This window comes from Deinococcus aquiradiocola, from assembly GCF_014646915.1.
In the GTDB taxonomy this organism is placed as follows: Bacteria; Deinococcota; Deinococci; order Deinococcales; family Deinococcaceae; genus Deinococcus; species Deinococcus aquiradiocola.
Genome location: NZ_BMOE01000001.1, coordinates 66,653 through 93,043 on the forward strand (window position 1 = coordinate 66,653; position 26,391 = coordinate 93,043).

General features: G+C 72.5%; 27 protein-coding genes. 17 read left to right on the forward strand and 10 right to left on the reverse strand.

The genetic code is table 11. From position 1 onward, the window contains the following. Positions 1-20: 20 nt before the first annotated feature. From IEY33_RS00345 to IEY33_RS00355, 3 genes are all read right to left on the reverse strand, one after another. Entirely contained in the window at positions 21-344 is a 324-nt protein-coding gene (locus IEY33_RS00345; protein WP_188960252.1) for a hypothetical protein, read from the reverse strand. Positions 345-456: 112 nt separating this feature from the next. Then, positions 457-1,623 carry a class I SAM-dependent rRNA methyltransferase gene (locus IEY33_RS00350; RefSeq protein WP_188960253.1) on the reverse strand — a complete coding sequence of 389 codons (1,167 nt, stop codon included), beginning with the start codon at positions 1,621-1,623 and terminating at the stop codon, positions 457-459. Positions 1,624-1,689: 66 nt separating this feature from the next. Next, on the reverse strand, positions 1,690-2,895 hold the full coding sequence (locus IEY33_RS00355) for a phosphotransferase (protein WP_188960254.1): 1,206 nt from the start codon (positions 2,893-2,895) through the stop codon (positions 1,690-1,692). A gap of 92 nt (positions 2,896-2,987) precedes the next feature. On the opposite strand from IEY33_RS00355, the gene IEY33_RS00360 reads away from it, so the two are divergent. Further along, complete coding sequence (locus IEY33_RS00360; RefSeq protein WP_188960255.1) at positions 2,988-3,524, forward strand: hypothetical protein; 537 nt, start codon at positions 2,988-2,990, stop codon at positions 3,522-3,524. A gap of 75 nt (positions 3,525-3,599) precedes the next feature. On the opposite strand, the gene IEY33_RS00365 is transcribed toward IEY33_RS00360, so the two are convergent. Next, complete coding sequence (locus IEY33_RS00365) at positions 3,600-4,064, reverse strand: peroxiredoxin (RefSeq protein WP_188960256.1); 465 nt, start codon at positions 4,062-4,064, stop codon at positions 3,600-3,602. A gap of 97 nt (positions 4,065-4,161) precedes the next feature. On the opposite strand from IEY33_RS00365, the gene tilS reads away from it, so the two are divergent. Both tilS and IEY33_RS00375 read left to right on the forward strand, forming a co-directional pair. After that, positions 4,162-5,811: a tRNA lysidine(34) synthetase TilS gene (tilS, locus tag IEY33_RS00370; protein ID WP_505691145.1), complete on the forward strand. Its 1,650-nt coding sequence runs from the start codon at positions 4,162-4,164 to the stop codon at positions 5,809-5,811. Positions 5,812-5,895: 84 nt separating this feature from the next. Continuing rightward, a complete protein-coding gene (locus tag IEY33_RS00375) occupies positions 5,896-7,263 on the forward strand; it encodes an HD domain-containing phosphohydrolase (protein ID WP_229670642.1) in 1,368 nt (455 codons plus the stop codon). A gap of 60 nt (positions 7,264-7,323) precedes the next feature. Here IEY33_RS00375 and IEY33_RS00380 read toward each other — a convergent pair whose 3' ends face one another. Beyond that, on the reverse strand, positions 7,324-7,671 hold the full coding sequence (locus tag IEY33_RS00380; RefSeq protein WP_188960257.1) for a hypothetical protein: 348 nt from the start codon (positions 7,669-7,671) through the stop codon (positions 7,324-7,326). Between the two features lie 126 nt (positions 7,672-7,797). On the opposite strand from IEY33_RS00380, the gene IEY33_RS00385 reads away from it, so the two are divergent. From IEY33_RS00385 to IEY33_RS00430, 10 genes are all read left to right on the forward strand, one after another. Further along, positions 7,798-8,763 (forward strand): LysR family transcriptional regulator, encoded by a 966-nt coding sequence (locus IEY33_RS00385; RefSeq protein ID WP_188960258.1) that lies wholly within the window; start codon positions 7,798-7,800, stop codon positions 8,761-8,763. A 60-nt stretch (positions 8,764-8,823) separates the two neighbouring features. Then, positions 8,824-9,834 carry a 4Fe-4S binding protein gene (locus IEY33_RS00390; protein WP_188960259.1) on the forward strand — a complete coding sequence of 337 codons (1,011 nt, stop codon included), beginning with the start codon at positions 8,824-8,826 and terminating at the stop codon, positions 9,832-9,834. Continuing rightward, a complete protein-coding gene (gene murI, locus IEY33_RS00395) occupies positions 9,831-10,691 on the forward strand; it encodes a glutamate racemase (RefSeq protein WP_229670643.1) in 861 nt (286 codons plus the stop codon). Before IEY33_RS00390 ends, murI begins: the two co-directional genes overlap by 4 nt. Positions 10,692-10,756: 65 nt before the next feature. Continuing rightward, entirely contained in the window at positions 10,757-11,473 is a 717-nt protein-coding gene (rph, locus tag IEY33_RS00400; protein WP_188960261.1) for a ribonuclease PH, read from the forward strand. A gap of 160 nt (positions 11,474-11,633) precedes the next feature. After that, entirely contained in the window at positions 11,634-12,290 is a 657-nt protein-coding gene (gene rdgB / locus IEY33_RS00405) for an RdgB/HAM1 family non-canonical purine NTP pyrophosphatase (protein ID WP_188960262.1), read from the forward strand. A 227-nt stretch (positions 12,291-12,517) separates the two neighbouring features. Beyond that, positions 12,518-13,591 carry a hypothetical protein gene (locus IEY33_RS00410; protein WP_188960263.1) on the forward strand — a complete coding sequence of 358 codons (1,074 nt, stop codon included), beginning with the start codon at positions 12,518-12,520 and terminating at the stop codon, positions 13,589-13,591. 37 nt (positions 13,592-13,628) lie between these two features. Beyond that, the gene (locus IEY33_RS00415) at positions 13,629-14,861 is read left to right on the forward strand and encodes a toxic anion resistance protein (RefSeq protein WP_188960264.1); all 1,233 of its coding nucleotides are present in this window, start codon (positions 13,629-13,631) and stop codon (positions 14,859-14,861) included. Next, positions 14,858-16,399: a substrate-binding and vWA domain-containing protein gene (locus IEY33_RS00420; protein ID WP_188960265.1), complete on the forward strand. Its 1,542-nt coding sequence runs from the start codon at positions 14,858-14,860 to the stop codon at positions 16,397-16,399. The genes IEY33_RS00415 and IEY33_RS00420 overlap by 4 nt, the downstream gene beginning before the upstream one ends. A 37-nt stretch (positions 16,400-16,436) precedes the next feature. Then, the gene (locus IEY33_RS00425; RefSeq protein WP_188960266.1) at positions 16,437-17,036 is read left to right on the forward strand and encodes a hypothetical protein; all 600 of its coding nucleotides are present in this window, start codon (positions 16,437-16,439) and stop codon (positions 17,034-17,036) included. A 73-nt stretch (positions 17,037-17,109) separates the two neighbouring features. Beyond that, entirely contained in the window at positions 17,110-17,682 is a 573-nt protein-coding gene (locus IEY33_RS00430) for a cob(I)yrinic acid a,c-diamide adenosyltransferase (protein ID WP_188960267.1), read from the forward strand. Positions 17,683-17,777: 95 nt separating this feature from the next. Here IEY33_RS00430 and IEY33_RS00435 read toward each other — a convergent pair whose 3' ends face one another. After that, on the reverse strand, positions 17,778-18,959 hold the full coding sequence (locus IEY33_RS00435) for an N-acetylmuramoyl-L-alanine amidase family protein (RefSeq protein WP_229670644.1): 1,182 nt from the start codon (positions 18,957-18,959) through the stop codon (positions 17,778-17,780). Positions 18,960-19,053: 94 nt separating this feature from the next. Between IEY33_RS00435 and IEY33_RS00440 the strand changes: the two genes are divergently transcribed. Next, positions 19,054-19,716 (forward strand): hypothetical protein, encoded by a 663-nt coding sequence (locus IEY33_RS00440; protein WP_188960269.1) that lies wholly within the window; start codon positions 19,054-19,056, stop codon positions 19,714-19,716. Positions 19,717-19,729: 13 nt separating this feature from the next. Here the strand turns inward: IEY33_RS00440 and IEY33_RS00445 are convergent, their stop codons facing one another. Then, the gene (locus IEY33_RS00445; RefSeq protein WP_188960270.1) at positions 19,730-20,971 is read right to left on the reverse strand and encodes a serine hydrolase; all 1,242 of its coding nucleotides are present in this window, start codon (positions 20,969-20,971) and stop codon (positions 19,730-19,732) included. After that, on the reverse strand, positions 20,971-21,810 hold the full coding sequence (locus IEY33_RS00450) for a DegV family protein (protein WP_188960271.1): 840 nt from the start codon (positions 21,808-21,810) through the stop codon (positions 20,971-20,973). The genes IEY33_RS00445 and IEY33_RS00450 overlap by 1 nt, the downstream gene beginning before the upstream one ends. Positions 21,811-21,982: 172 nt before the next feature. Between IEY33_RS00450 and IEY33_RS00455 the strand changes: the two genes are divergently transcribed. The 3 genes from IEY33_RS00455 (at position 21,983) to IEY33_RS00465 (ending at position 23,577) form a co-directional block, all read left to right on the forward strand. After that, on the forward strand, positions 21,983-22,570 hold the full coding sequence (locus tag IEY33_RS00455) for a YcjF family protein (RefSeq protein WP_188960272.1): 588 nt from the start codon (positions 21,983-21,985) through the stop codon (positions 22,568-22,570). 84 nt (positions 22,571-22,654) lie between these two features. Next, positions 22,655-23,059 (forward strand): Co2+/Mg2+ efflux facilitator ApaG/CorD, encoded by a 405-nt coding sequence (gene apaG / locus IEY33_RS00460; RefSeq protein WP_188960273.1) that lies wholly within the window; start codon positions 22,655-22,657, stop codon positions 23,057-23,059. Beyond that, entirely contained in the window at positions 23,056-23,577 is a 522-nt protein-coding gene (locus IEY33_RS00465; protein ID WP_188960274.1) for a GNAT family N-acetyltransferase, read from the forward strand. Before apaG ends, IEY33_RS00465 begins: the two co-directional genes overlap by 4 nt. Positions 23,578-23,634: 57 nt before the next feature. Here the strand turns inward: IEY33_RS00465 and IEY33_RS00470 are convergent, their stop codons facing one another. Together IEY33_RS00470 and IEY33_RS00475 are read right to left on the reverse strand one after the other, a co-directional pair. Beyond that, on the reverse strand, positions 23,635-25,416 hold the full coding sequence (locus IEY33_RS00470) for a GAF domain-containing sensor histidine kinase (protein WP_373287907.1): 1,782 nt from the start codon (positions 25,414-25,416) through the stop codon (positions 23,635-23,637). Between the two features lie 47 nt (positions 25,417-25,463). Then, positions 25,464-26,252, reverse strand: coding sequence for an RNA methyltransferase (locus IEY33_RS00475; protein ID WP_268238803.1), 789 nt, complete (start codon positions 26,250-26,252; stop codon positions 25,464-25,466). Between the last annotated feature and the right edge of the window lie 139 nt (positions 26,253-26,391).

Here is a 26,391-nt window from a genome sequence, read left to right on the forward strand (position 1 = left end):
GATCTCTCGCGGATTCTGGTTCAGCGGTCCGGCAGGAACTCCCGCTCCAGCCACGCGCGCTGACCGCCCTCCTGCACGAGCGCCTGCCCCGCCTGATCCAGAAAACGCTCGCGGGCCGCCTCCGCGTCGGCGGCACTCACGCCGTACCGGGCCGGGTCGGCCAGCACCTCCCGCAGCAGGGGCAGCACCTCCACGTCCGTGAACGCCTGCCCGCCCACCGTCACGTCCGCCCGCCACTTCACGAGGTAATCCAGCGCGAAGAACGCCGGTTCCGTCACACACCCGCCACGGTACGGCACGATGCTGGGGCTGGGGAACCGGACGGCGTCCTGAGTCTGCGTCATGCCCCCAGCGTACCCGCCGGGACGACCGGAAGCGTGACGGGCGCCCCCGTCGGCCTTTACGCTCCCTTCCGGCTTGGGCCCACCCTGCGCGGCGGGGCGGGGGAGGGCCTGCTCAGGCCTCCTTGCGCAGCAGGATGCTCTTCAGGTACAGGCTTTCCGGCACGCTCAGCAGGTGCGGGTGATCGGCCGGCTGGTACGTCGTGTCCAGCACCTCCGCGCCGCACTCCGCCTCGGCGCTCGCGATGCGGGCCGAGTCGAGCAGGTCGTTCACGGAGATGTAGTGCGCGCACGTGCTGATCAGCAGGTACCCGCCCGGGTCGAGCATGTTCAGCACGCTCGTCGCCGCCTGCGTGAACACCCGCTTCGCGCGCGGCACGTCGTCCCGGCGTTTAGCGAGGGTGGGCGGGTCGATCACGGCCGCCTGGAAGCGCCGCTTCTCGGACTCCAGCCGCCCGAGCGCCACGAGCGCGTCCCCGAGCCGCACGCCCACCTCCACGCGGTTCGTGCGCGCCACGCTCTCCAGCGTGCCGAGCGCCACCGGGTCCTTGTCGATCGCGACGCTGCGCGCCCCCGCACGCGCCGCATGCAGACTGAAGCCGCCCGTGTAACTGTACGTGTCCAGGAACCCCTGCCCCGGCCGCACCAGGCCGCGCATCAGGCGGCGATTGTCGCGCTGGTCGAGGTAGAAGCCGGTCTTCTGCGCCTCCATCGGCGCGAAGCTCAGCTCCAGGTCGTCCTCGTAGAAGGCCACGCGGGACGGCAGCTCACCCCACAGCACGCCCGTCTGCCCGCTCAGGCCCTCGCGGGCACTCTCGCCGGTGTCGCTGCGCTCGAAGGCAGACGTCGCCCCCAGTTCCGCCTGCAGCGCCCGCACGATGACGCTCCGGTGGCGTTCCACGCCCGCGTTCCGGAACTGCACGCTGAGCGTCTCGCCGAACAGGTCCGCCACGATGCCGGGCGTGCCGTCCGCCTCGCCGTGCAGGACGCGCATGGCGTTCGTGCCGGTGATGCGGCCCTCGCGGCGCTTGAGGGCCTCGCGGATGCGGCGGCGATAGAAGGCCTCGTCGACGTTCTCACGCTTCAGGGTCAGCATCCGCAGCGGCGTCGCGCCGGACGGGTTGAAGTACCCGCGCCCCACGAACGGCCCGCCCTCCGAGTACACGTCCACCACGTCGCCCGCCTCGATGCCCGCCTCCGCGTTCAGGATGTCGCCGCTGTGCCCGAAGGGATACCGCCCCCGGATGCGCCGCTCCGCGGCCGCCTTGATGGTTACTTTCACAGGATCACGCTCATGCGCGCAGCATAGCGCCCACCTCCCGGCGCGCACGTCCCGGTCCGCCCCGGCTCAGGCGGGCGCGAAGTGCGCCGCGGTCCGCAGCGCGTACGGTGCGTACAGCGGCCGGAAGCCCGGCACGGTCCCCGACCAAGCGCGGTACCGCGCGTCGTACGCCGCCGCCCGCGCGTACAGGCTCAGGAGCGCCACGTCACGCCAGGGAAGCGCGGTGTCGAGGCCCGCCGCGTCCCGGTACCCGTCCCACAGCCGCTCCGCGAGGTCCGGGTACGCCGCCCGCACCGGCAGGTCCGCGCGGAAGGGCAGCATCACGAACGCCAGGAACCACCCCACGTCCATGAGCGGCTGGCCCACGTGCGCCTCGGACCAGTCGAAGAGGCGCGCGTCGCCGGGCGTTCTGGCGGGCGGGACGAGCACGTTGTTGGCGTGCAGGTCCCCGTGGCACGGCGCGGCGCGCGGACAGGCAGCCGTGACGCGCGCGTGCGCGTCCAGCACCGCCGGCCGGGCCGCCAGGGCGCGCTGTACCTGCGCGTCCGTCATTCCCCACCCGAGCAGCACGTCCTCTCGCAGCAGGCCCTCCAGCCGCCCCGGCAACGCCGCGAACGCCTGCACGGGTAGTCCCTCCGCACCTCCGCCGTCCAGCGGGAGAGTGTGCAGGTCCGCCATCCTCCGCACCGCCCGCCGCCAGTCGTTCAGGTCCGCGCTGCCCAGCAGGGCCGTCCCGGCGTCCCGCGTGAGCAGCAGGCCACGCGCCGTGTCCGTGCCCAGCAGGTCCGCCGACCCGTGCGGGAAGTGCCGGGCCACCCAGCGGGCCGCGACCACCTCGCGGGCATCCTCACCCACCTTCAGGAACGCGCGCCCGGCCGGACCGTCCAGCACCACCACCGCGCCCACGTCCGACGCATGCACCCACGCACACCGCGTCACAGGCGCGCCCAGCACGCCCTGCGCCCACGCGGTCACCCCGTCCCGCCACCCGGCACGCTGCCAGGACCGCTCGCCCGGCAAAGGCGGAGCTGCGGCGCCTGCCGGGCCAGTCCCGCCCGGAACCGCGCCGCCCGCTCGCCGCTCGAACCTGAGCGGACCGCACCCCCGACCGGCCCAGAGACCCCCGTCGTGCAGCAGCCACACCCCCTCCCCGAACACCCTCGCCGCCCACGCCTCCAGACCCGCCCCCGACGTCTCGTGCGGCAGGGCACGGCACGCCGAGGCCAGCACGCCCGCCCCGTCCGCCACCAGCAGCAGTTCCGCGACCGTCACGCGCCCAGTGTCGCACGCCCCCCAACCTCATGAGCGCAAAGATGTGCGTCTCCTGAAAGCTTCCCGTCAGGGGCGCGTGGCATGCTGAACGCATGAAGAAGATGCTTCCCCTCCTCGGTCTGGGAGTCCTGATGTCCGCCTGCGGCACCGGCCTGATCCCCGCCGTGCCTTACGATCTGCCCGACATCAACGCGACGCTGCCCGTGCCGTCCACCACGGCCCCCATGGTGATCTACAGCACGCAGGACCAGTTCGCGGGCCTGCCCGCCATCGCGCAGGTCATCAGCAGCATCGACCTGACCGGCAACCTCGTGTACAACGGCAACGGGCCGCTCAGCACGCTCAGCAATGTCGGCGTGTACATCCGCAGCACCGTGGACGGCAGCAACTGCTACAACCAGGCCGGGTACCTGATCTGCGACGACTCCGCGAACGCCGAGGCGAAGTACAAGCTTCAGGACGTGAGCATCACCAAGGGCAACCTGCAGAGCGTGACGCTGACCGGCCCGGTCCTCAACGGCGCTGTCAAGAACCGCAAGGGCTACATCGGGTTCCGCATCAACCAGGGCAGCACCATGACGAACGATCAGATCAACTTCACGAAGGTGCGCGCCACCATCCGCTTCTGACCTGACCTGCTGGTGGTGGGCTGGCCCGGACGTTGGATGTCCGGGCCAGCCTTCTGTCTGTTTTCCCGGGGTCTCTCAGGCGTGCTGCAGTTCCCTGAGTTTGCCGATGACGTCGGCCGCGTTGCGGTTCGGGTCGGCGGACTTCCAGTGCCATGCCAGCTGTCCGTGCGGGTCGATCAGGAAGGTCTGGCGTCCGGCGAGGTTCAGGAGGCCGCCGATGCCGCCCATCACGCCGTACGCGCGGCACACGGTCTTGTCGCCGTCCGGGATGAGTGGGAAGCTCAGGCCGCACGTCTCGCGGAATTTCGCCTGTCGCGCCTCGGTGTCGGTGCTGACGCCGATCACCTGCGCGTCCAGTCGCGCGAATTCCGGGAGGGCCTGCTCGAAGCGCTGCGCTTCGATGCTGCAGCCGGGCGTTCCGGCGCGCGGGTAGAAGTACAGGACGACCCAGCGGCCGCGCAGGCCGTTCAGGCTGAGGGGCGTGCCGTCGTCGCTGACGGCGTCGAAGGGCGGGGCGGGCTGTCCGACTCGGGGGCTCATGAGCGTCACTTTACACACGGGCGGGCCGGGCGCGCGTGTGCTGCGTTTCATGCGTGCGTGTGTGCAGGGTGGGCGGGCGGAGTGGCAGACTGACGCCGTGAGTTCTTCTGATCTGCCTGCCGCGTTGCGTGTGCCGCTCGTCCCGTACCGGGGGCGGGCGGTGATGGTGGCGGTGTCGGGCGGCGCGGACTCGGTGGCGCTGCTTCGGGCGCTGGTGGCGGTGGGGGCCCGCGTGCACGTGGGGCATTTCGATCACGCGTTCCGGCCGGAGTCGGCGCAGGACGCGGCGTTCGTGGGGGCGCTCGCGGAGTGGCTCGGCGTGCCGTGCTTCTCGGAGCGGGTGGACGTGCGGGCCGTGGCGGCGCGGCGCGGGTGGGGGCTGGAGGAGGCGGCGCGTCGCCTGCGGTACAGCTTCCTGACGCGTGCCGCACGCCGTGCGGGCGTGGGGACGCTCCTCACGGCGCACACGCGGGACGATCAGGTGGAGACGGTGCTGTGGCAGGCGCTGCGCGGCGAGGCGGTCCTGAACGGCATGCCTGCCGTGCGCGGTCCGCTGGAGCGCCCGTGGCTGACGGTGGCGCGCGCCGACCTGCGCCGTTACCTGCAGGGTCTGGGGCAGGAGTGGCGGGAGGACGGGAGCAACCTCGACACGCGCTTCACGCGCAACTGGCTGCGGCACGAGGTGCTGCCGCTCCTGCGCGCCCGCTTTCCGGGCGTGGACGCGTCCCTGCTGCGCCTCTCGGTCATGCAGGCGGAGGACGACGACGCGCTGCGGGCCCTCGCGGCGGCCCTGCAGCCGCACACGCCGCTCGCCCGGCAGCCGCTGGCGGTCCTGCGCCGCCACGTGCGCGCGGCGCTCGGGCCGAGGGCCGTGCATGCCGGTCAGGTGGCGGCTCTGGCGGGCGCACTGCGGTCGGGCGGTACGGCGCATCTCACCCTGCCGGGCGACGTGCCGGTCAGCGTGACGGGCGGCCGCCTCGTGCTTGGCGAGGGCGCGCCCGCCTCGCGTCCCGCCCCGGAGTTCCCGTTGCCGTCCGGGTGGGTGCGGCGTGCCCCGCAGGCGGGCGACCGGGTGCGCCTGCCGGGCGGAACGCGCAAGCTGAGCGACGTGCTCACGGACCTCAAGGTGCCCAGGCGGGAGCGCCCGCACCTGCACGTCGTGGCCCTGCCCGGTGAGCCCGGCGCGCTCGCCTGGGTGGGGCTGCCGCTCCCGAACCGGCCCCTCTGGGCGGTCGGCGCGGCCACCCTCGCCGGACAGCCGGACCGGCCGGACCCGGACGTGACCGCGATGGGGGAGGCCCTGCGGCTCGCGCGGCAGGCGGCGCAGGCGGGCGAGGTGCCGGTCGGTGCGGTCGTGCTGCACCGGGGCGAGGTCGTGGCGGGCGCCGCGAACCGCAGCCGCGAACTCGGGGACCTGACCAGCCACGCCGAACTGCTGGCCCTGAGGGACGCGGCGCGCGTGGTCGGCCCGTACCTGACCGAGTGCACGCTCGTCGTGACGCTGGAACCCTGCCCGATGTGCCTGGGCGCGGCGCTGGAAGCGCGGGTGGGGTGCATCGTGTACGGGGCCTCGAACCCCCGGGCGGGCGCGCTCGGCGGGGTGCACGACCTGCTCACGTCCGGCTGGGGGCACCGCCCGGACGTCCGGGGCGGCGTGCGGGCCGCCGAGGCGGCGCGACTCCTGCGGGACCTGTTCGCGGACGTGCGGGCTGCCCGCACCTCTCCCCGGCCCGAGCAGGACACCTGAACCCGCCCCTGCCGTGCCCGGCCCCTGCCGTCCTGGCTGCTGGGGCGACCCCGTTCGGCCGGGGTTTCGGAGTAAACTGGCCGGGTGCCACTCCAGTCGTCCCTCCGCCTTGTTCTGGGCGTCCTCGCCCTGCTCGCCGTCATCGGGTCCGCCGTCCTGGGTCACCTGCTCCTCATGGCCGGTCTCGCCGTCGTCGCGTGCGCGGTCCTGTGGTCCTTCACGGACGTATGGCGGGGCGTGCTGTTCGGGACGGTGCTGCTGTCCGTCGTGCTCAGCGCCGCGAGCCCGGAGGCGCGCCACGACCCGCTGACGCTCGCGGGCGGGCTGGCGCTGCTGCTGGGCCTGGGATTCCTGCTGGCCGGTCAGCGCGGCGCGCTGCGCGAGGTGGCGCGCACCACCAACGTCATCCGGGCGCTGGAGCAGGGCAGCGCGGAACTGTCGGAGTCCAAGGACACCGGCAGCGTGATCCGCGCGGGGGTACAGACGCTCGACCGTCTGCAGGTCGCGACGAACCTCGCGTTCGTGGCGTACCGGCGCGGCACGCCGCACGTGCTGGGCGCGCGCGGCGCCTTCACCGAACTGCTCGGCAAACCCATCCTGCCAGGCAACGGCAAGGCCGACAGCCGCAGCGTGCAGGCGGACCACTGGGTCGCGGAGCGCGCCCTGAGTCAGATTCCCAGGGAGCAGCGCCGCCACCACCTGAGCCTCCCCGTGGAGGGCCTGTCCGGGCAGCAGCTGGGACTGGTGCTCATCGCGCGGCCCGAAGGTGGGCGCGGGGAGTTCCTGCCGAGCGAGCGGAGCGTCGTGCAGGCCTTCGCGCGGCTGTTCGGGTCGGCGCTCGGGCAGTGGCAGGCGATCCGTGAACTGCGCGACGCGAACGAACTGACGCTCCGCTCGCTCGGGTCGGCGCTCGAACACCGGGACGACGAGACGGGCGGGCACACGGCGCGCGTGGTGGAACTCAGCCAGCAGCTCGCCCGCAAGCTCGGCTGGAAGGAGGACGCCGTCAAGGCCCTCCGCTGGGGCGCGTACCTGCACGACCTCGGCAAGCTGGCCGTGCCGGACGGTGTGCTGCACAAGCCCGGCCAGCTCACGGCGGAGGAACGCCGCGTCATTCAGCGGCACACCACCGTCGGGTACGACATGCTGCAGGACCTGCACTTCCTGCCTGCCGAGACGCTGGACCTCGTCCGGTACCACCACGAACGCTGGGACGGGCAGGGCTACCCGAGCGGGCTGCGCGGTCAGGACATCCCGAACACCGCCCGGGTGTTCAGCATCGTGGACGTGTACGACGCCCTCACGAGCGCCCGCCCGTACAAGGCCGCGTGGCCCAGGGAGCGGGCCCTGAACGAGATTCGCGCGCAGGGCGGACGGCAGTTCGACCCGCAGTTCGTGGAAGCCTTCGTGCAGATGATGACCGAGCACGACGACGCCCGCCTCGTGCGCTGACCGGGTCAGGAGGGGCGGGCCTTCCGTCACGGGACGGGGACGCAGGAACAGGCAGACGTGTCAGCGGCGCGGCCGGACCGGGCCGAGCGCCTGAACGCTGGCCGCCTGCAGGGCCGCGCGCAGGTCGTCCGCGCCGCCTTCCCGTTCGGGGCAGGCCTCCAGGGTCGCGTCTCCCAGCCGCGCCTGCGGCCACAGCCGGACGTGCCAGCCGGGCAGGGCGGGCAGCGGTCCAGTCAGGATCACCTCCACGAACAGCGTGCCGAACACCCTGGCGACCGCTGCCGGGGCCGCCGGTACGGGGGCGGGCGTCCCGGCATGTGCCTGCGGGCAGAGGGGGGCCGTGGGGGGCGGCGTGACGGGCGAACGGTAGGGGTGCGGCGTCCTCACGGTGATCGGGAGCTGAGTCATGGGAAACCTCCTGCCGTCCACTGTGCGCTCGCGGGGCCGCGCAGGCCATCGGGCCGCTCCTGCACGCGCGCGCGCTGCCATCGGAAGTTCCGATGTCGGCGCAGGCGTGGCCGCGTACACTGAGGCATGAAGCCCCGCAGCGCCCCCACCCTCTCCCAGATGCGCCTCTTTCTGGCCGTGCTGCAGGCCGGAGGATTCGGGGAGGCCGCCGCCGAACTCGGCATGTCGCAGAGCAGCGTCTCGGAAGGCGTCGCGGGCCTGGAACGCGCCCTGAACGTCCGCCTGCTGCGCCGCACGGCGTCCGGCGTGACGCCCACCCCCGCCGGAACGCGCGCCCAGGCGCACGCCGAGCGGGCCGTGCAGGCCGCGCAGGACCTGCAGCTCGCCGTGCAGGACGACGCCGAACTGCACGGCACCCTCACGCTCGCCGCGCCGCGCAGCGTCGCCACGTTCCTGCTGCCGCCCGTCCTCGCGGCGTTCCGCGCCCGGCACCCGGACGTGCGGGTGCAGGTGATGGACGCCGACTCGGACGGCCGCGACCCCGGCACGCTCCTGCAGTCCGGGCGGGCCGACGTGGTCATCCTGAACCTGCCCGCGCAGGGACCGCTGCTCAGCTGGCCGTACTGGCAGGACGAGTACGTGCTGATCGTACCGGGCGACCGGGGCGCGCCGGGCGAGACGCGCGCCCGCTGGGCGGACCTGAACGGCACGCTGCTGCTGCCCGCCGGGACGGACGCCTGCAACCGGCGGCTGCACACGTACCTGCACGAGCACGCCGTCACGCCGCAGAGCGTGCTGGAGATCGAGAACGACAGCGTGATGCTGGGCCTCGTCGCGCACGGGCTGGGGTACGCGATCCTGCCGCGCCTCGCGACGCTGCCGCTCCCGGCGGGCGTGCGCGTCCTGCCGCTGCCCGAGACGCTGGAACGCCACCTGGGCGTCGCGGTCCTCCCGGCCCGCGCGGGTCTGCCACTCGTGTCGGCGCTCGCGTCCAGCCTCCGTACCCGCGCGGCGGGCGAGGCTGCCCTGCCGGTGGATGCGGTCCGGCAGGGCGCGTCCGGCGTCACCCTGCCGGGCGGTCCGGCGGCGTAAACTGCGCGTCATGACGGTCCTTCCCGCCCGCTCCCCGCGCTCCGCGCTGCCGGTCCCGGCATGCTAGACGGCGTCTTCAAGCTCCTCGGCGAGTACGGCAACATGGTGCCGCGCTACACCGGCCCGCGCTGCCTGTCCGAACGCCTGAGCGTCGGCGGCTGCGACCTGTGCCAGACGGCCTGCCCGCACGACGCGATCCTCATCCCGCAGAGCGTCGTGATCGATCCCGCCGCCTGCACCGGCTGCGGCCTGTGCGTCCAGGCCTGCCCGAGCGGCGCGCTGGAGTACGACGTGACCGCCCCCCTGAACGCCGTGCGCGAACAGAAGACGGGTGCCGCGCGCGGCCAGGAGCCCGAAGCGAAACTGGTGTGCAGCAGGAGCGAGGAGGGCGGCAAGGCCCTGCCGTGCCTGGGGCGCGTCACGGTCAGCACCGTGATGGCGGCGGGCGCGTGGGACGTGCCGCTCACGCTGGTGCACGGCGACTGCGGCACCTGCACGCTCGGCGGTCCGGACGTGCCCGAATCGGTCGCGCGGGTCGTGCAGGACGCGAACCTGCTGCGCGGCGCGACGGGCCGCGCGTCGCGCGTCACGGTCCGCCCGCACGACCCCGCCCGGGCGGGCAGCGGGGAGACCGTGAGCCGCCGGGGCGTGTTCGGGGCGCTCGCCCGTGGGGCGCGCACCATGGCCGCGCAGAGCATTCCCGACTCGCCGCTCCCCTTCGTGGACTGGTCCGAGCCGGAGGACCGCGTGCCGTCCGAGTGGCAGTGGCGCGTGCGTGCCCTGCGGCCCGCGCCCGCCCCGGACGCGCCCGTGCACTGGCCCGCGCCCGTCGTGGACGACACCTGCATCGACTGTCCCGTCTGCGCGAACGTCTGCCCGACGGACGCCATCACGCGCGACGTGCAGCCGGACGGGAGCGTCACGCTCACGCTGGCGCTCGCGGCGTGCACCGGCTGCCGTGCCTGCGAGGCCTCCTGCCCGCCGCAGGCGATCCGCATGCAGCCCGAATGGCGTTTCGAAGCGCTGGAGGCCCTGGTGCTGCTGCGCGACTCCGGGAACATCCTGCAGTGACGGGGCAGGGCAGCACATCCGGCACGAACGCCCACGCCCTCCCGGCGCGCGGGCCGGCGCAACCCATCGGCATCTTCGACTCCGGGGTGGGCGGCCTGTCCGTCCTGGCGGACCTGCGCCGCGTCCTGCCGCACGAGGACGTGCTGTACCTCGCGGACAGCGCGCATGTCCCGTACGGCGACCGCGACCGGCAGGACGTGCAGGCCCTCACGCTGGCGGGCGTGAACTGGCTGCGCGAGCAGGGCTGCAAACTGGTCGTGATCGCCTGCAACACCGCGTGCGCGTTCTCGCTGAATCCCGTCCGTGAGGCGCTCGACCTGCCCGTGGTGGGCCTCGTCCCGGCCCTGAAGCCCGCCGTGCACGCCACGCGCAGCGGCCGGGTCGCGGTGCTCGCCACGCGCATCACCCTGGACGGCGACCTGCTGGAGGGCGTGGTGACTGAGCACGCCCGCCCGAACGGCGTGCAGGTCATGAAGCTCTGGGAGCGGCGGCTCGTGCCGCTCGTCGAGGCGGGCGGCGCGCAGAGCGACGAGGCGCGCGCCCTGCTGCACGAGGTGCTCACCCCGGCCCTGCAGGCGGGCGTGGACGCGCTCGTGCTGGGCTGCACGCACTACCCGTACCTCGCGCCCGCCATCCGCGCGGAGTTCGGGGACGCGTTCACGCTGTTCGACTCCGGCGACGGCGTGGCCCGCCAGACGCGCCGCCGCCTGGAGGCCGTGAACGCCCTGAATCCCGCGGGCACGCCGGGGCGCGTGTCGGTCTTCACGACGGGCGACCCGGCACGCGTGACGCCCGGTGTGCGACAATTGCTGCCGGACGCCCCCACGGTGCAGCACGCCACCGTCCTCCCGGTCTGACCGGCGAGGGAACAGGGGAGACGCGAAACGCGCCGCGCGAGCGCCGCAGAAACGAGGTTCTGAACATGACACAACGCATTCCCAGAGAGGGCCGGGGCCTGCTCGACGCCCGCCCCCTGACCGTCGAGCGCGGCGTGAGCCGTCACGCCGAGGGCAGCGCGCAGCTGCGCATCGGGAACACCGAGGTGCTCGCCACCGTCAGCATCGACCACAAGGTCCCCCCGCACCAGCGCGGCAAGAAGGAAGGCTGGCTGATGGCCGAGTACTCGATGCTGCCGCGCAGCACGCAGGACCGCATCGCGCGGGAACGCAACCTGCAGAACGGCCGCCGTCACGAGATCCAGCGCCTGCTGGGCCGCAGTTTCCGCACGGCGCTCGACCTGAAACCCTTCCGTAACCAGACACTCGTGATCGACTGCGACGTGCTCGAAGCGGACGGCGGCACGCGTGTCGCGAGCGTCCTGGCCGGGTACGCCGCGCTGTACGACCTGAGCGAGCGGCTGGTGCAGACGGGCGTGCTGATCCACTCGCCGATCCTGTACCCGGTCGGGGCGGTCAGCGTGGGCCTCGTGGACGGCGAGATCCGCATGGACCTCGACTACAGCGAGGACGCGGGCGCGAGTGCGGACCTGAACGTCGTGGCGACCCTGGACGGTCGGCTGCTGGAGGCGCAGGGCGGCGCGGAAGGCACGCCGATGGACCCGGACGTGTACATTCAGCTGCTGCGCGCCGGGATCGTGGGGGCCGGGCAGCTGCTCGCCGAGGTGCAGCGCCAGCTGTGACGCGCCGTGTGCGCCATGCCCGCACGGGCGGGTGGCGGGGCGGCAGGCCAGGGTGGCCCCGCCCCGCCACCCGCGTTCCGTACGCCGCGTCGCCCGCCCCGGCACGCCAATCCGAAAAACCTTGCAACGGGCGTCCCACGCCGGGTCTAGAATGACCGATATGAGTCTGGACCCGTCTGCCCCTGTCAACGCCACCACCGCACCCCTGCGGGTCGTGGTCGCCACCTCGAACCCCGGCAAGGTCACCGAGATCCGGGAGGCGCTGTCCGGACTGGGCTGGGACCTCCTCGCCCTCGACGACGCCAGCCTGCCCACCATCACCCTCCCCGAGGAGACCGGCACCACCTACGAGGAGAACGCCGCCCTGAAGGCCTGCGCGGCTGCCCTGCAGTCCGGCCTGCCCGCCCTCGCCGACGACAGCGGCCTGGAGGTCTCCGCGCTGAACGGCGACCCCGGCGTGTTCAGCGCCCGCTTCGGGAACCTCGACAGTGCCACCGCCCGCAACGTGCACCTGCTCGAACAGCTGCGCGGCAAGAAGGACCGCGCCGCGAAATTCGTGAGCGTGCTGCTGCTCGCGTACCCGGACGGGCACCTGGAAAGCTACCGGGGCGAGGTCGCGGGCGAGATCCTCGAAGGGCCGCGCGGCGAGGCGGGGTTCGGGTACGACCCGCTGTTCCTGCTGCCGGACGGCCGCAGCATGGCCGAACTGAGCGTGCAGGAGAAGCGCGCCGTGTCGCACCGTGGCCGCGCGCTGGAGGCCCTGAAGGCCGCGCACGCCGCCGGAGCGCCGGAACGCGAGGTGAGCCGTCTCGAATGAGCGCCGGGGGGGGTGTCGGCACCTGACGGGCCGCTGACGCACCTCTGACACGCTGAAAGACAGATGAGCCTGAAGTGTCAGTGCCCGGTCTGCCCACCCCGCCCAGCCGGGGCAGGGCAGGACCGGGCCGCTTCACGTGCCCGTCCGCGCCGCCGTGACCTGCCGGGCGCACACGCCCCCGCCCGTCCCGCCCGCCCTGCCCCTACAATCAGACCGGAGGCCCCTTCATGAAGCGTCCGATCAACCTGATCCTGACCGTCCTGCTCGCCCTGGGCCTGGGCTTCGGGATCTACGTCAGCGTGCGCGGCCAGCTGCTGGCCAGCCGCATCGTCACCGTCCACGGCGTCATCGGCAGCGAGAAGGAAGCCTTCTTCCGCGACCCGGACGTGACGGCCGCCCTCCTGAAACACCAGCTGAAGGTCGAATTCCTGAAGGCCGGATCACGCGAGATCGCCACGCGCGACCTGAGCGGCACGGACTTCGTGTTCCCCGCCGGGGTGCCCGCCTCCGACGCCGTCCGCAGGCGCGTCAAGGCGCAGCAGGTGTACGACGTGTTCTACACCCCCGTCGTCGTGGCGAGCTTCGCGCCCGTCCTGCGCGTCCTCGAACAGAACGCGCTCGCCACGGCGCACGGCAGCTACGGCACGCTCGACCTGCCCGCCCTGCTGAAGGTCATGGAGGCCGGCACCCGCTGGAACGCCCTGAAGGGCGCGGCGGCCTACCCGTCGTCCCGCAGCGTCCTCGTCACCACCACCGACGTCCGTACCAGCAACAGCGCCGCCATGTACCTCGGGCTCGTCAGCAACCTCCTGAACGGCAACACGGTCGCGCAGGCGAGCGACCTCCCCGCCCTCATGCCGCGCGTATCGCCGCTCTTCCTGCGTCAGGGCTACCAGGAGAGCAGCAGCGCCGGACCCTTCGAGGACTACCAGGCGCTCGGGGCGGGCAAGACGCCCCTCGTGAACATCTACGAGTCGCAGTTCATCGAGGCGGCCCGCGACCACGCCCTGCCGGACGGCGCGGTGCTGCTGTACCCGCAGCCCGGCATCGTCACCAAGCACGTCCTCGTGCCGCTCACGCCCGCCGGATCGAGGCTCGGGGAGGCCCTCACCACCGACCCCGACCTGCAGCGCCTCGCGGCGCGCGCCGGGTACCGCACGCGCGATGCGGCCCTCTTCCAGAAGCAGGCGAACGCCGCCGGACTCACCGTGCCCGGCACGATCATCGACACGGTCGACCTGCCGAGCCAGGAGGTGCTGGAAGCCATGATCTCCACCATCCAGAACCAGTACCCGAAATGACGCCCCTCCGCCCCACCCGCGCCCCAGGAGGCACACCATGACCGACCCGAACGCCCTGCCGGAACTGACCCCGCCCGAGACCCTCCAGGCGCCCGCGCCCGTCCCCGCCGTCACGCCGCAGCAGAGCGACGAGATGATCCGGATCACGCCCGAACAGAAGGCGGGCCTCGACGCGCGCGCCCAGGCGTTCCTGACGGGCCTCATCAACGCCGACGTGCAGAGCACCGACTTCAAGGAGAAGGTCAACGCCATCCACAACCTCGGGCAGGACGAGATCCGGCAGGCGTCCAGCGTGTCGAGCCGCATGCTCGACCGGCCCATCCGCGAAACGAACCTCGGCACGCTCTCCGAGGGCGCGCAGGTTGCCAAGGGCCTCACCGACCTGCGCCGCACCGTCGAGGACCTCGACCCCAGCCGCGCGGGCGACCTCTTCAGCGTCCGGAAACTCCTGGGCATCATTCCCTTCGGCGGGAAGATCGAAGCGTACTTCGACCGCTACCAGTCCGCGCAGGGCCACCTGAACGCCATCCTCACCACGCTCGCCAGGAGTCAGGACGAGCTGCGCAAGGACAACGCCGCCATCGAGCAGGAGAAGGTGAACCTCTGGGCGCTCATGACGAAACTCCGGCAGTACGTGTACGTGGGCCGCGCCGTCGATCAGGCGCTCACCGAACGCCTCGCCGCGATGGACAGCACCGACCCCGAGAAGGCCCGCATCGTGCGCGAGGAACTGCTGTTCGCCGTCCGGCAGCGCGTCACGGACCTCCTCACGCAGCTCGCCGTGAGCATCCAGGGGTACATGGCGCTCGACCTCGTGCGCCGCAACAACCTCGAACTCATCAAGGGCGTGGACCGCGCCAGCACCACCACCGTCAGCGCCCTGCGGACCGCCGTGATCGTCGCGCAGGCCCTCGCGAACCAGAAGCTGGTCCTCGATCAGGTGACGGCCCTGAACACCACCACCGCCAACATGATCGAGGGCACCAGCCGCCTCCTGAAGACGCAGGGCGCGCAGATCCAGGCGCAGGCGGGCAGCGCCACCATCAGCATCGACAAGCTCAAGGCCGCCTTCGACAACATCTACACCGCGCTCGACGACGTGTCCACGTACCGCCTGCGTGCCCTCGACACCTTCGAGCGCAGCATCAACACCCTGCAGACGCAGGTGGACGGCGCGCAGAAGTACCTCGACAAGGAACGCAGCCGGGCGTCCAGCGAGGTGCAGCAGGAACTGAACCTGCCGGACCCCGGCCGCGACCTGAAGCTGTGAAGCGCGCCGCCCGCCCCCTCGCCCTGCTGCTCCTGCCGCTCGCGCTCGCCGCGTGCCGGGGCGGCGGGGACGCCACCACCCTCACCGTGCTCGGCGGCAGCGAACTCAGCGACCTGAAACCCATCCTGGACGACGTGGCCCGGCAGACCGGCGTGAAGCTCGACGTGCGCTACACCGGCACGCTCGACGGCACGGAACAGCTCCTGGGCGGCGCCAGACCGGACCTCGTGTGGTTCTCCAGCGCCCGCTACCTGCAGCTGCAGAACGGCCTGCAGGGCCGCGTGCTCGCCAGCGAGAAGATCATGCTGTCCCCCGTCGTGCTGGGCGTCAAGGCGTCCAGCGCCCGCCGCTGGGGCTGGACGTCCGGCAGCGTCAGCTGGAAGGACATCGCGCAGAAGGCCGCCAGCGGCGACCTGAAGTACGGCATGGCGAACCCCGCCGCCAGCAACAGCGGCCTGTCCGCCCTGATCGGCGTGGTCGCCGCCGTGAGCGGCAAGGGCGACGCCATCACGGCCGCCGACGTGACCGCGCCCGCTCTGCGCGGCTTCTTCCGGGGGCAGGCGCTCACCAGCGGCAGCAGCGGCTGGCTGTCGGACGCGTACCTGCACGACCAGGATCGCCTGAACGGCCTCATCAACTACGAATCGGTCCTGCTGAGCCTGAACGCCAGCGGCAAACTCCGCGAGCCGCTCACGCTCATCTACCCGAAAGACGGCCTGATCACCGCCGACTACCCCCTGATGCTCCTCAACAAGGACCGGCAGGACGCGTACCAGAAGCTCGTCGACGCCCTGAAGAGCACGGACGTGCAGCGCCGCATCCTGCAGGAGACGCGCCGCCGCCCCGTCAACCGCGCCGTCCCGCTCACCGCCGACTTCCCGGCCGGACTGACCATCGAACTGCCGTTCCCCGGCAGTGGAGGAGCCGTGAACGCCGTCCTGAACGCGTACCTGCAGGACACGCGCACGCCCGCCAACACCATCTTCGTGCTCGACACGAGCGGCAGCATGGGCGGGCAGCGCATGGAGGCGCTCAAGGCGGCGCTGCTCGGCCTGAGCGGCGCGGACGGTACCCTGACCGGCCGCTTCTCCAACTTCGCGAACCGCGAGCGCGTCACCTTCATCCCCTTCAGCTCCGGCGTGCAGACCCCGCAGACCACCGAGATCGGCCCTCAGAAGGCGCAGGCCCTCACGGAACTGCAGTCGCGCGTGCAGGCCCTCCAGCCGGGCGGCGGCACCAACATCTACGGCGCGCTCGAAGCGGCGTACGCCGAAGCCGCGCACGCCCCGCCCGGACGGTACACCAGCATCGTCCTCATGACGGACGGCGAGAGCAACGAGGGCCCCAGCGCCCGCGACTTCAGGCGGGCGTACGACGCCCTGCCCGGCAGCGTGAAGGCCGTGCGGACCTTCACCATCCTGTTCGGCGACGCGAGCCGCGACGCCATGAACGAGATCGCCACCCTGACGGGTGGCCGCACCTTCGACGGCACCAGCGACCTGCAGGCCGCCTTCAAGCAGATCCGGGGCTACCAGTGACCCGCCCCGCCACCCCGCCCCGCCCGGCCGGAGCGCCATGCGGTACCTGAGCAGCACCCGTCACCTCGTCGGCGCGGCCCTCGCCCTGCTGGGCCTCGGCGCGCACTTCGCCGGACTGCTCGGCACGTGGTGGCTGCCCATCGTGCTCGGCCTGTACGTGCTCGGCGTGCTCGTCACGCCCGCCCGCACCCGCGCCGACGTGCTGACGGCGCAGCAGGCCCGTGCCGACGACCTCGGCGCGGACCTCACGCGCTTCGTGAACTCCCTGCGCGGCCAGGTGCCGCCCGCCCTGCTGGAACGCACGCAGCACATCGCTCGGCAGCTGCAGGCGATCCTCCCGCGCCTCGCCGCACTCGAACAGGCGGGCGACCCGAACGCCTTCACGGTCCGGCAGATCATCACCGACTACCTTCCCGGCACGTTCCGCAACTACCTGAACATCCCGCCCGCCCTGCGCGCCCAGGCGAGCGCCCGCCTGGGCCGCAGCCCCGACGCGCTCGTGCAGGAGCAGCTCGACCTGCTCTCCAGCACCCTCGACCGCGTCACGCAGGACACCGTCAGCGGCGACGCCGACGCCCTGCAGGCCAACGGGCGCTTCCTGAAGGAGAAGTTCGGGAAGCCGGAACTCGAACTGTGACGCGCCCCCCACGCCCCCCACGAAGGCGGGCCTTGTTGCAGAGGGCCTCGCCCGCATCCGGTAGGCTGAACGCGTGAAACTGTACACCAAGACCGGAGACGGCGGACAGACCGGCCTGTACGGCGCGGACCGCGTCAGCAAGGGCCACCCGCGCGTCGAAGCGTACGGCACCGTCGACGAACTCAACAGCCTCCTCGGCCTCGCCCGTGCCCACAACACCCGCTCCCACAAGCCCGACGCGGACCTCGACGCGGACCTCGAACACCTGCAGAACGCCCTCTTCGACCTCGGCGCGGACCTCGCCACCCGCAACGACAGCCCCTACAGCAAGAACATCGCCCGCATGGACGAGCAGGACGTCACGCACCTCGAAACGCTGATCGACCGCTACCAGGACGGCGTGCCGCCCCTCACGCAGTTCATCCACCCCGGCGGGACGCCCGCCGCCGCGACCCTGCAGGTGGCGCGCAGCGTCGCCCGCCGCGCCGAACGCGACGTGATCCGCCTGATGGAGCACGAGGCCGTGAACCTGCAGGCGCAGGTCTACCTGAACCGCGTGTCGGACCTGCTGTTCATCATGGCGCGCGCCGCGAATGCCCGCGCGGGCATCCACGAAGCGGAATGGCACGTCAAGAAACGCCGCTGAGCGTGACACCGCGGCAGCACCGGACGACCCGCCCTCCCGCTGGCCTCAACTGATCTCGTCCGACGTCGGCGCTCCGTCTCTTCGGGGTGCCGACGTCACTGCACCTTCAGGAAGCGCAGGATGCCGGTCGCGATGGCGCTCGCGAGGCGGTCCCGGTACCCGGCCTGCGCGAGCTTCGCGCCCTCGGTGGGGCTGGTCCCGAACCCTACCTCGGTCAGGACGGCAGGCACGGTGGGGTTGCGGATCACGTAGAAGGCGTCCGACTGCACGCCACGGTTCTCGGCGCCCGTCTGCGCGATGAGCTGCGACTGGATGCTGCGTGCCAGCTGCGCGCTGAACGCGAGTTTCGCCTGCGAGAGCAGATCGCCCACCAGGTTCTGCGCGTTGCTGCTGGCCTTGCGGGTGAGTTCCTGCCCGATGCTGCCACCACCGTTCTCCTGCACGGCGATGGAGCGTTTGCTGCCGGGCAGGGTGCTGCCGAAGTAGTACGTCTCGATGCCGCTGGCGCTGCTGCTGCCGCTGTTGACGTGAATGCTGATGTACGCGTTCACGGTCCCGGCACTGGCGAGGCGCGAGCGCCGGTCGAGGTCGGTGCGTTTGTCCACGGACAGCTGCGTGTCGCTGGAGCGCACCATGATGACGTTCACGCCGCGCGCCGTGAGGTACCCGCGCACGCGCTGCGCGACGTCCAGCGTCACTTCCTTCTCGGTCACCCAGCGGCTCACCATGCCGGGGTCGACGCCGCCGTGCCCCGCGTCGAGCACCACGCTCAGGCGCGGGCGGGCGACGGTGCTGGCAGGCTGGATGACGGGCCGGGCCGGGACGCCGCTCGTGGCGGTCGCTGCGGGCCGGGCCGCGCTGGCGGGCGCGGGCCGCGTCCCGGTGGGCAGCGGCACGTCGATCACGAGCCGGGCGGGCTGGCCGTTCCCGGCCGGGTACACCTGCGCGGCGGCGTCCGTGACGCCCGCCGCGAGCTGCACGCTGACGCGCGACCCCTCCACGGTGTACGACGCGACGCCCGGCTCGGCGAGCGTGCCCTGCTCGGCGCGCAGCGGCACCCTGAGCGTGACGGTCAGGACGCGGTTGCCGCCGCTGCCGCTGCTGAGGGCGGTGCTGACGGTGCTCGGGCCGGGCAGGTCGAACACGAGGCGCGTGAAGCCCTCGTGCGTGCCGATGCGCGGCGCGGCGCTCGCCCGGCCCGAGTGGGGGAGGGCGGGGAGGGTCAGTCCGGCGAGCGTCAGGCCGGTACTCAGCAGCAGGATGGTGGAGCGCTTCACTGGGCGCGAGTGTAGCGGATTCCAGGTGAGGAGGTCACAGAAGTTTCTCACCTTCACGCGCGCACGCTCACGCGGGGAGGTGCATGATGGAGCCATGACGGCCAACCGCACGCCACGTCCCCACCGCCTGCCCGTCCTGACGCTGCTCGCGGCCCTGACCGTACCGTTCGCGGCGCACGCCATCACGCTCGGCGGCTTCCAGATCCAGGCGCGCGGCGCGCAGTCGCTGAACCTCGAGACGGGCCGCACGGACCTCCCGCAGGGCGGCACCGCCACCGACGCGGCGCACGGCCTGACCCTGCAGGGCCGCACCATGAGCTACGAGGCCGGCAGGAGCCTGCGCGCCACGGGCGTCACGATCCGCACGGCGGGCGGCGGGAACCTGCGGGCCGACACCGTCACGTACGACGTGCCGGGCGGCAGGCTCGACGCCAACGGCCACCTCGCCTTCCAGAACAGCGCCCTGAAGGACCTGACGGCCCGCACCGTGCGTCTCGACACCCGCAGCGGCGCAGTCGTCGCGACGGGCGGCGTCACGGCCCGCACGCCCGCCCTGAAGGCCGACCGGGTCGTCGTGCTGGACGGCGGCAAGCTGGTGCTGCTCAGCGGCAATTACACGCTCACGTCCGCCGGGACGCGCTACGCGAAGGCCGGGAGCCGCGCCGTGCTGCTCCTGAACGGCACGAACGGTCGCCAGACGGCCACGGCGACTCCCCCGGCCGCCGTGCTCGCCCGCTTCGCACCTTACCTGAACTGACCCGCGCGTCCGGTCAGGGCGCGGTCGGCATGGCCGGGCGTGCCGCCGTGGGTGCCGCTGCCGCGTCCGGCTGCACGTGTCCGCCGTCCCCTTCCAGCAGCACGGTCTTCATGGCCGCGTTGATCCACGCGAAGGCCGCGCCGGTGTTGTGCATGGTGTACTCCTGGTCCGCGCCATGCTGCATGAAGGCGTACACGACGTCCTCGCCGCCCGCCGTGTGCAGGTACCCGCTGAAGGTCAGGAGGCGCCAGCCGTTGCCGCCCTTGCCGCCCCAGTACGTGACGGGCGCCTGCAGGCGCGTGCGGCCGAAACCGGTCGCCATGACGCTGCGCTGCATCTGCTGCGCGTCCGCGCTCAGGCCGCTGCGCAGGAATTCCGCCGCGACGAGGTGAGCGAACTCGGCGGGCGTGCTGACGTTCTGCGTGCCGAGGTCCGTGTCGGGCGCGTACCGGTGATCGAAGTAGTCGTTCAGACGCCGCTGCAGCACGTCCGCGCGGTTGCGTCTCGCGTCCTCGTCGAGCGCCTGCGCGGCCCGCAGCAGTTCCGGCCCGCGCAGCGACGCGAAGGCGGCCGCGCCAGGGAAATTCCCGGACAGGCCCGCCTGCGCCGTCCACCAGTCCTTGGTGGGCAGGATCAGGCGCGTGCGGCACAGGCCCAGCGTGTCCGCCACGTCCTGCACGGCCTGCAGGCCCACCCGGCGGTGCAGCAGGTCGGTGGCGGTGTTGTCGGAGTTGTGGATCATGCGGGCGGCCAGGGTGGGCACGTCGCTGTGATCGTAGGGGTAGTTGCCGAGGCTCTGCGTGCCGGGCGTCACTTCGAACGTCTCGGACAGGCGCAGGGTGCCCGCGTCCTTCTGGCGCAGCACGGCCCACAGGACCGCCTGCTTGTACGTGCTCGCCAGCGGGAACACGCCGTCCGGGTCGTGCGACACCACCCGGCGCGGCTGCAGCGTGACCGGGTCGACCACGGCGACGTACAGCCCGAGCCGCCCGGACAGCCGGGGCGGCGGGGCGGGCGCTTCCGTCCCGGCAGGAGCGTTCAGGCACGGTGTGCCCTGCGTGACCTGCACGCCGCCCGCCCCGGCCGTGCCCGTGACGCCTCCCGCCTGCATGGCGGCGCGAGCCCGTCCCGGCAGGAGCGGGTCTGTCCCGCTGCCTGCCCGGTTCAGCCACGCCGTCCCGCCCGCCAGGGCCACCAGGGCCAGCAGCACGTAACGGCCCTTGTTGCGCAGGCGCCGCGGTGCCTGCAGACGCATCAGTTCAGGGGTTCCAGCGCCAGCCCGTACGTGCCGGGACCGGCGTGCGTGGCGATCACCGCGCCGAACTTGTGGTTGCCGAAGTCCTCGATGCCGCTGCCCGCCAGCGTGGCGCGCATCTCCTCCAGCGTCGCCTCGCCGCCGTCCGTGCAGATGAACGACGCACGGACCGGGCCGTGCTGCTGCGCGTAATCGCGCGCGAACTGCACGATGTCCGCCTGCGCCTTCTTCGCGCCGCGCGCCCGGCCCGCCGCGTCGACCTTGCCGCCACGCACCGCCAGGATCGGCTTGATGTTCAGCAGGCCGCCCAGCAGGGCCGCCGCGCCACCGATGCGGCCGTTCATGCGCAGGAAATCCAGCGTGTCCACCGTGAAACGGATGACGGCGTTCGCCTGCACGCGCTCCAGGGCCGTCACGATCTCCGCCATGCTGCGGCCCTCGCGGCCCATCTGCGCGGCGCGGATCGCCTGCATGCCCAGACCCATCGCGGTCGTGTGGCTGTCCAGCACCGTGACCTTCCCGCCGAAGTCCTGCGCGGCGAGGCGGGCGCTGCCGACCGTGCCGGACAGCTGACCGCTGATGTGGACGCTCAGCACCTCGTCCGCCGTTTCGAGCGCCCTGCTGTACGCCTGCGCGAACTCGGCCGGGCTGGGCTGCGAGGTGGAGGGCGTCTTCTTGCCTTCGCGCAGGCCCTTGAAGATGTCCGCGGGCGTGATCTCCAGACCGTCCTTGTACATCTGGCCGCCGAACAGGACGTACAGGGGCACGGAGACGATGGCGTGTTGCTGCTGCTCCTCCAGCGTCAGGTCGCTGGTGGAATCGGTCACGATGGAGATCATGACGCGCAGTGTAGCGTGTGCCGCAGGCCTCTGCAGGGCAGCCCCGCACGCCGCGCGCGGCCCCCGCGCGAGGCTGCACACCCGTCCCGGCCGCCCGGAATCTAAGGATTTGCGTACCGTTCAGGCCCCACTTTCCCAGGACCCGCCCCCGGCATCGGCGTACACTGAACGCATGCTGCCCCTCCTGAAACAGGTGCTCGACAACTTCAACCTGGACGTGGACCCCTCCCTCACGCCAGAGCAGAACACCGAGGAAGTCATCCGGGGCGCGGCGCTGCTCGCGGGCGCCATCGCGGTCGAACCGCTCCCCTTCGCGGACCTGCTGCTCATCACGCCGCTGCAGGTGAAGATGGTGCTGCACATCGGCAAGATCTACGGCTTCGAGGTGAGCGCTGCCCGCGCCCGCGAGATCGTGCAGGAACTCGGCGTGACCGTCGCGTACGGCATGGCCGCCCGGCAGGTCATGCGCGGCCTCGCCAAGCTGGCCCTGCCGGTCATCGGGGGCGTCATCACGGCGCCCGCCGTGTACGGCTGGACGTACGTGCTCGGCCGGACCGCCGAAGCGTACTTCCAGCGTCGCCGCGACGGCCTCCCGTTCGGCAGGCCGCAGCAGATTCAGGTGTCGCAGGAGGCCCGCAAGGCGAGCCGCAACATCCTGCCGAGCGCCGACGATTTCACGGACCTCGCCCGCGAACTCCGCAAGCGCGCCGAGGACCGCGACAAGGACGGCTCGGGCGGCCCCGGCCGTCCCATGAACTGAGCGTGACCATTCCACAGGTCGGGCGCGCTCCCTGTGCCGTGGTCCGTCAGGGCCGCGTCAGGGTGAGGCTGCTATCGTGAAGGCATGAGCGACCAGCCGGACCTTTCCGTGGCGGTGGACGTCCGGTACCGCCCCGACCACTCCCGGGACGGCCGCTGGCTGTTCCAGTACGTCATCACCATCGAGAACCGCGCCGACGAGAGCTGGCAGGTCCTCGCGCGCGAGTGGACCATCACGGACGGCGAGGGCCGCGTCACGCAGGTGGCCGGTGAGGGCGTGGTCGGCCAGACGCCCGTCCTCGCGCCGGGCGGCGTGTACGTATACGACAGCTTCGTGACGCTGCAGGTCGCGCCGGGCCGCATGGAGGGCCGCTACCGCGTCCGCAACGCCTGGGGCCACGAGGCGTGGGCGCCCATCCCGCCCTTCGTCCTGGCCCTCCCGGACGGCGTGCCCGGCGGGGACTCCGGGCAGGGCCGGGTCCTGAATTGACGCCCGGACCCCTGCACGTCCGCCCGCTCACCCGCGAGGACGCGCCCGAGTACCGCGCGTTCCGCCTCGCGGGCCTGCAGGAAGCGCCCCTCGCCTTCGGACGCAGCGCCGAGGAATACCGCCACGAGACCCTCAGCGCCGTCGCGGACGCCCTGCAGGAACTGCCGGGCAAACGCGTCACGCTCGGCGCGTTCCTGCACGGCACACTGGTCGGCGCGGTCACCGCCCTGCGCAACCCGGCCCTCAAACAACGCCACAAAGGCAGCATCTACGCCGTGTACGTCGTTCCACACGCGCGCGGCCAGGGCACCGCCGACGCACTCTTCACGCACCTGCTCGCCTGGGCCAGGTCCGCCGGACTGCTGCAGGTCACGCTGAGCGTCAGCGTCCCACAGGTCGCCGCGCGCCGCGTGTACGCCCGCCACGGCTTCACGGTGTACGGCCTGGAACGCCGCGCCATGCGCGTGGACGGACAGGACGTGGACGAGGAACTCATGGTGCGCTTCCTGGACACCTGATTGACCCGCCCGAACACCGTGTCCGGAAGCAGGCGTGACCAGCGGCGTGCCCAGGGATCAGCCCTGGGGGAGCGTGACCTCGACGCGGGTGCCCTGACCCACGGCGCTCTGCACGCGGTACACGCCTCCGCGCGCCTCGATGCGTTCGCGCATCTGCGTGAGGCCCAGTCCGCCCGCGCTCGACACGCGCCCGCTGACCAGGGCCGGGTCGAAGCCCTGCCCGTCGTCCTGCACGGTCAGGCTGACGCGCGCCCCGCCGCGCAGCGTGACGTCCACGCTTGTGGCCCGCGCGTGCTTCGCGACGTTGTTCAGGCTCTCCTGCAGGATCCGGAAGATGACGGCCTCGTCGCCCGGTGCGAGCGACACCTCGCCGTCCACCGTCAGCTGCGCGCGGACGCTGTTCTGCTCCCCGAAATCCAGCACGTAGCGCCGCACCGTTTCCAGCAGTCCGTACCGTTCCAGGTCGATGGGCCGCAGCGCGAAGATGCTGCGCCGCACCTCGCGGATCTGTTCGCGCAGCAGGCTGCTGGCCGCGCGGACCTCCTGCACGGCCCGGTCCGGCTGCGTCAGGATCTGGCGCTCCACGAGGTCCAGCCGGATCGCGCAGAACGCCAGGGACTGCGCGACGCCGTCGTGAATTTCGCGCGCGATGCGGCTGCGTTCCTCCTGCGTGGCGACCTCCTCGCTGTGCAGGTACGCCCGGGCGTTGCGGACGGCGAGCGTCGCCTGGGACGCGAGCAGCGCCAGCAGCGGGACGCGCATGCCGGAGAACGCCGACTCGCGTTCCGAGCCGAGCACGATGACGCCCACCAGGCCGTCCTCGCCGCGCATGGGGAGGCCCAGGGCGCTGCGGGTGCCGGGCAGCACGTCCTGCGCTTCGGCCTCGGACGCCGTGACGGGCAGGCCGCCCTGACCGACCCGCTGCACGAAGGCGGGCACCGTGCCGCCCGTCTTCACCTCGCGGTCGCCGTTCTGGAAGTACTCCTGCCGCAGCACGCCGTCCGCGTCCGTCAGGTAGGCGGCGCGCGAGCCTGCGCCGACGCGTTCGGCCATGTTGCCGGTCACGCGGGCGAGCAGGCGGCGCATGTTGCGTTCCGCGCGGATCGACTGGTCCACCTCGTACAGCGTGATGAGGTCCCGGCTGCGCTGCTGCGCGCTGTACAGGGCCGCGCCGACCTCCGCGCCGATCGCTTCGGCCAGGGCGCGCGTGTCGCTGCGGGGCGGCGCGTCGAAGTACAGGCTCATCTGCCCGAGCCGTTCCTGTCCGGCCAGTTCGTGCTCCTGGCGTCCGCCGCCCGTGCTGAGCGGCACGATCAGTTCGCGCAGGTCGGCACTCGGGGATTCCAGCAGGGTGCTGCCGCGCGCGGAGCCGCTCACGGGGCTGCTGAGTTCCAGGCCCGCGAGGTTCAGGCGGGCGTGCGTGGCGCCCGTGGCGCGCACCGCGCCCTGCGCGGCGACCTGCAGCAGCGCTTCGAGGTCCGGGGCGTCCGCCACCTCGCGCATCAGGGTCTGCACGGCCTCCAGGCGTTCGTTCTGCGCGCTGAGCTGCAGGTACAGCTGCCGGAGTTCCTGTTCGGCCCGTTCGCGGGCGCGCGCGCCGTCCGCGATCCACTGGATGGTGAAGAACGTCGCGAGCGGCCCCACCAGCCCGTAGAACAGCAGGTGAGCCGTGAGTTCCACCGTGCGGTCCAGCACCTGCCGCACGAGCAGTTCGTACGCCACGACCACCAGCACGATGAGTGCGGGCAGGATGCTGCGCGAGAATCCCAGCCGCCGCGAGAGCGGCGTGCTGAAGGTGGACTGCGTTTCGCTGGCGGGGAGGCGGTCCTGAACGGTCACGCCCGCAGTCTAGAGCGCCGCCGCGCCGGGAAAAGCGTCGGGGGCGCTCAGGCCGTCGTGTCGTCGCCCGCGCCGGTCCCCGCGTCGTCCTCTGCCAGCTGCGAGGGCCGCAGGCGCGGGGCGGGCAGGGGAGGCAGGCCCGCCACCTTGCGCGCCTCGCTGATCTTCCAGCGCACCTGCCGCAGCAGGCCCCGGAAGAGGCGCGTCTCGGCGGTGTTCAGCAGGCCGCGGTCCATCCAGTGCCGCCACAGGCGCAGGGTGTGCGTGGCGCGCACCTCGTCCGTGTACCCGGTGATGAGCATCGTGTCGCGCAGGTGGGCGTACAGGCCGTCCATCTCTTCGCGCGTGGCGAGCTTGCGGGTCGGGGCGGCCTCCGTGACGTCCTGCCCCTGCAGGAACTCGTAGCACACCAGCAGCACGGCCTGCGCGAGGTTCAGGCTGGCGTAGTCGGAGGTGGGGATGCGGACGCTCGCCTGGCACAGTTCGAGGTCCTCGTTGGACAGGCCGGACTCCTCCGGCCCGAACACCAGGGCGGGCGCGTGGGCCTGCCGCACCAGGGGGCGCAGCGTGGCGGGGTGCACGGGGTCCGGCAGGTCCGCGCGGTTGCGGGCGGTCGTGCCGATGCACAGGTCCCGGTCCGCGAGCGCCTCGGCGAGCGTGTCGTACAGCCGCGCGCCGCGCAGGACCGCTTCGGCGTGCACGGCCATCGCGACGGCGCCCGAGTCGAGGTGGTCGCCGCGCGGCGCGACGAGCCGCAGGTCGCTGGCGCCCATGTTCAGCATGGCGCGTGCCGTGGCGCCCATGTTGCCGGGCGTCTTGGGCGACACGAGCACCACCGCGAGGTGAGGCGCGGCCGGTTGCGGGTTGCCGGGCCGGGGGGCGGCCTGCGCGGCGGGGTCTGGGACGGGAGGGACGCTCGGGGAGGAGGACTGCTCGGACACCCGCGTACTGTACACCCGCCGCATCTCTTCCGTC

Bases quoted from the DNA above. Each gene is read 5' to 3' on its own strand.
- IEY33_RS00345 (WP_188960252.1), bottom strand. From the start codon at position 344: ATGACGCAGACTCAGGACGCCGTCCGGTTCCCCAGCCCCAGCATCGTG.
- IEY33_RS00360 (WP_188960255.1), top strand. From the start codon at position 2,988: ATGAAGAAGATGCTTCCCCTCCTCGGTCTGGGAGTCCTGATGTCCGCC.
- IEY33_RS00365 (WP_188960256.1), bottom strand. From the start codon at position 4,064: ATGAGCCCCCGAGTCGGACAGCCCGCCCCGCCCTTCGACGCCGTCAGC.
- IEY33_RS00380 (WP_188960257.1), bottom strand. From the start codon at position 7,671: ATGACTCAGCTCCCGATCACCGTGAGGACGCCGCACCCCTACCGTTCG.
- IEY33_RS00385 (WP_188960258.1), top strand. From the start codon at position 7,798: ATGAAGCCCCGCAGCGCCCCCACCCTCTCCCAGATGCGCCTCTTTCTG.
- IEY33_RS00390 (WP_188960259.1), top strand. From the start codon at position 8,824: ATGCTAGACGGCGTCTTCAAGCTCCTCGGCGAGTACGGCAACATGGTG.
- rph (WP_188960261.1), top strand. From the start codon at position 10,757: ATGACACAACGCATTCCCAGAGAGGGCCGGGGCCTGCTCGACGCCCGC.
- rdgB (WP_188960262.1), top strand. From the start codon at position 11,634: ATGAGTCTGGACCCGTCTGCCCCTGTCAACGCCACCACCGCACCCCTG.
- IEY33_RS00410 (WP_188960263.1), top strand. From the start codon at position 12,518: ATGAAGCGTCCGATCAACCTGATCCTGACCGTCCTGCTCGCCCTGGGC.
- IEY33_RS00415 (WP_188960264.1), top strand. From the start codon at position 13,629: ATGACCGACCCGAACGCCCTGCCGGAACTGACCCCGCCCGAGACCCTC.
- IEY33_RS00425 (WP_188960266.1), top strand. From the start codon at position 16,437: ATGCGGTACCTGAGCAGCACCCGTCACCTCGTCGGCGCGGCCCTCGCC.
- IEY33_RS00440 (WP_188960269.1), top strand. From the start codon at position 19,054: ATGACGGCCAACCGCACGCCACGTCCCCACCGCCTGCCCGTCCTGACG.
- IEY33_RS00445 (WP_188960270.1), bottom strand. From the start codon at position 20,971: ATGCGTCTGCAGGCACCGCGGCGCCTGCGCAACAAGGGCCGTTACGTG.
- IEY33_RS00450 (WP_188960271.1), bottom strand. From the start codon at position 21,810: ATGATCTCCATCGTGACCGATTCCACCAGCGACCTGACGCTGGAGGAG.
- IEY33_RS00455 (WP_188960272.1), top strand. From the start codon at position 21,983: ATGCTGCCCCTCCTGAAACAGGTGCTCGACAACTTCAACCTGGACGTG.
- apaG (WP_188960273.1), top strand. From the start codon at position 22,655: ATGAGCGACCAGCCGGACCTTTCCGTGGCGGTGGACGTCCGGTACCGC.